2 protein-coding genes are annotated in these 2,341 nt (G+C 49.3%); one reads left to right on the top strand and one right to left on the bottom strand.

Annotated elements, in window-relative coordinates:
- The first annotated feature begins 600 nt into the window (after positions 1-600).
- Entirely contained in the window at positions 601-786 is a 186-nt protein-coding gene (locus DTL42_RS27215; protein ID WP_425305528.1) for an integrase core domain-containing protein, read from the top strand.
- A 76-nt stretch (positions 787-862) separates the two neighbouring features.
- Here the strand turns inward: DTL42_RS27215 and DTL42_RS19240 are convergent, their stop codons facing one another.
- Positions 863-1,897, bottom strand: a complete 1,035-nt coding sequence (locus DTL42_RS19240; RefSeq protein WP_158545469.1) for a hypothetical protein — start codon at positions 1,895-1,897, stop codon at positions 863-865.
- Positions 1,898-2,341: the final 444 nt, after the last annotated feature.

Genomic DNA, 2,341 nt, shown 5'->3' with positions numbered 1-2,341 from the left:
TCACGTGATCTTCTGGTACATTCGTCATGGTCAGTCCTCGGTTCTGGTTGGTTGATGTTGGTAATCAAATCCATACCAGAGCCAGAGCTGGCTCTCAAATTCGCGCAATATTTAGGACGTTATCCCCATCGCCATACCATTGCTCCTTTCGCTTGGTGCATAGCAGTGTAGCGGATGGTGCGGAGCAAGAATAGATATAAGCAGTGAATTAGCCAATCAGGACACTAGCAGGGCCAATTCGCGAGCGGCCGAGGCGTTCAAGGAATTGGGACTGAAGCCGCCGCCTGAACCGGTAAAACGTCTGACGATCAACGTTCCGGTTTCTTTGCATCAACGGATGAAACTGCAGTGTGTTCGTGATGATGTCACGATCGCCGATGTTGTCAGGGAGTTTTTGGAGGCCCGATTTCCAGACGAACCTGCTAAACTGTAGGACAAAGGGCGTTTCTCGTTTTCCACAGGCAAATTGGATATATTCAGCCCGCCAATAGTCGCCCGTGTCTTCGGTGGGAGGCTACTTGCCCCGTTGAATGCAGTACGTGACGGCGGGTTGGCACCAAGCTTCTTTGCCGTCGCAGAACGATTGACCTAGGAACAACTTTGCGCGGGGCGCAAGACCAGACCATCATGGCCTGGAGACAAACCTACAATCGTCGTCGCCCCCACAGCAGTCTGGGCGGCCAAACCCCAGCAGATTTCACGTCGCAGTGGCCTACTTCCGTTCAGGCTACGCCCTCACTCCAACAGGCCACTGCGATTTGTTTTACCCAACCCGAACTCTCATAACGGTGGATCAGGTTTTTGGGACACTTCAGACCCACCTCGTGACATCACCCTGCAGTTCCTAAATGCTGGCAATCATTTAAGGCTTAGCCCGTCGAAACTGTTCAAGGTCTGCCTCTGAAATCGCTGTATTGTCCGCGTACACGAATTGACGATTCAAATCAGGTATTTTTCCCAGCAAGTCTAATGCTCTCTTGGTAACTTTCGTATGGTTCATAGAAATCAATTGAAGATTCGGCAGATCAATGAGGTGAGCAATCCCTTCGTCAGAAATGGCTGTAGACTGCAAATACAGCTTCTCCAGATGCGGTAGACGCCCCACCGCCGAAAGATCTTTGTCCTGAATAGGTGTCTTCATAAGGTTCAAGACCCGTAGGCTGCGCAACATAGATAAATCAGCAAGCTCGCTGGGATTGAACTTCGATTCTGGCAATTGTATCGACTCCAGGTTCGATGCCTTGACGATTGTGTGAACCGTGTGTGAGGCAAATTGACAGGATATCGCCCGAAGTCCTTTCAACTGTGACCACTTCAAGATTGACTTTGCTGCCTCGTTATTGATTTTGACGTCGTACAGAATTAGTAGCTCAATGGACTTGGATTTAGACAGCATTGGGATAATTGATTCGACATTGTCAATAGAGGAAAGGCTGACTGCCTTCAAGGAAGGCATTTTCACAATCTCTGAAAGGCCATTCCCCGTGAGCGGAGTACTGATGACGTATAGCTCTTCAATGGTCGTCAACTCGGAGAAACTGCGACCCTTTGTTTCAACATGACAGTGATCTAACGTGATCCGTTTTAGCCGCAGTGCCCGACAGTAAGTGAAAGCAGTTTCGTTCAACGTTGTGTTTTTAAGCTCCCCTTCGCAGTAGATAGCCCCCTTTTTTGCACTTGTATACTCCACCCCATCGTTTGAACCTTCCACGAATGAGGCTCCATACGAGTCCTCTAGCCTTTGAGCAGACGCCTTTTGTTCTAACCATGAATAAGACGGCTCGACGTTGTCCGCAAAACTTGCGCTGAGAAATATACAAACAATTCCCAAAAACAGGACGATCACAGATAGTAAAACTGGGACCAGTCGCAAAAATCTTTGTTTGGCAGGGTTCATGACCACGTTCTCCGCTTTTGGAGTTGCAACTTTTGTTTTGCGAAACAACCTCCCCATCTGAACCTTGCCGAGGAATCACGGATCAATCCCCAGCAATCACCGTCTCAGTTGTCGGGGCCGTTGTCCGCCTCAGTTTGAGAAATGGGTGTTAGTGTCACATTCTAAGTTGAGCAATTGCCCTATTGGACAGGTTTATTTCTCTTGGCAAAGATCGCAAATCGCCTTTCCCTCAAGTTCCAGCGCAGCCAGCATTTCTTTGCACGCCTCTTTTACAGGTGGCAATAGCAAGTCGCACGCACGGCAATCGCATTCGAAAACCCTCCTAACTCCCGAGGATAATCGCTTCCAGCGCCTCTTGTGACCAGCCGGCGACTTTTCGTTTTAGGCGGATGCTCATTTTCCGCTGCGAAGTGTCTCGCTTTAAAATGGTCAGGGCAACTCGCC

The sequence above is a fragment of the Bremerella cremea genome, from assembly GCF_003335505.1.
In the GTDB taxonomy this organism is placed as follows: domain Bacteria; phylum Planctomycetota; class Planctomycetia; order Pirellulales; family Pirellulaceae; genus Bremerella; species Bremerella cremea_A.
This window is presented reverse-complemented; position numbering and strand designations above follow the sequence as displayed.

What these genes read in the sequence shown, in the direction of transcription:
- DTL42_RS19240 (WP_158545469.1), bottom strand. Translation starts at nt 1,897, where the DNA reads ATGAACCCTGCCAAACAAAGATTTTTGCGACTGGTCCCAGTTTTACTA.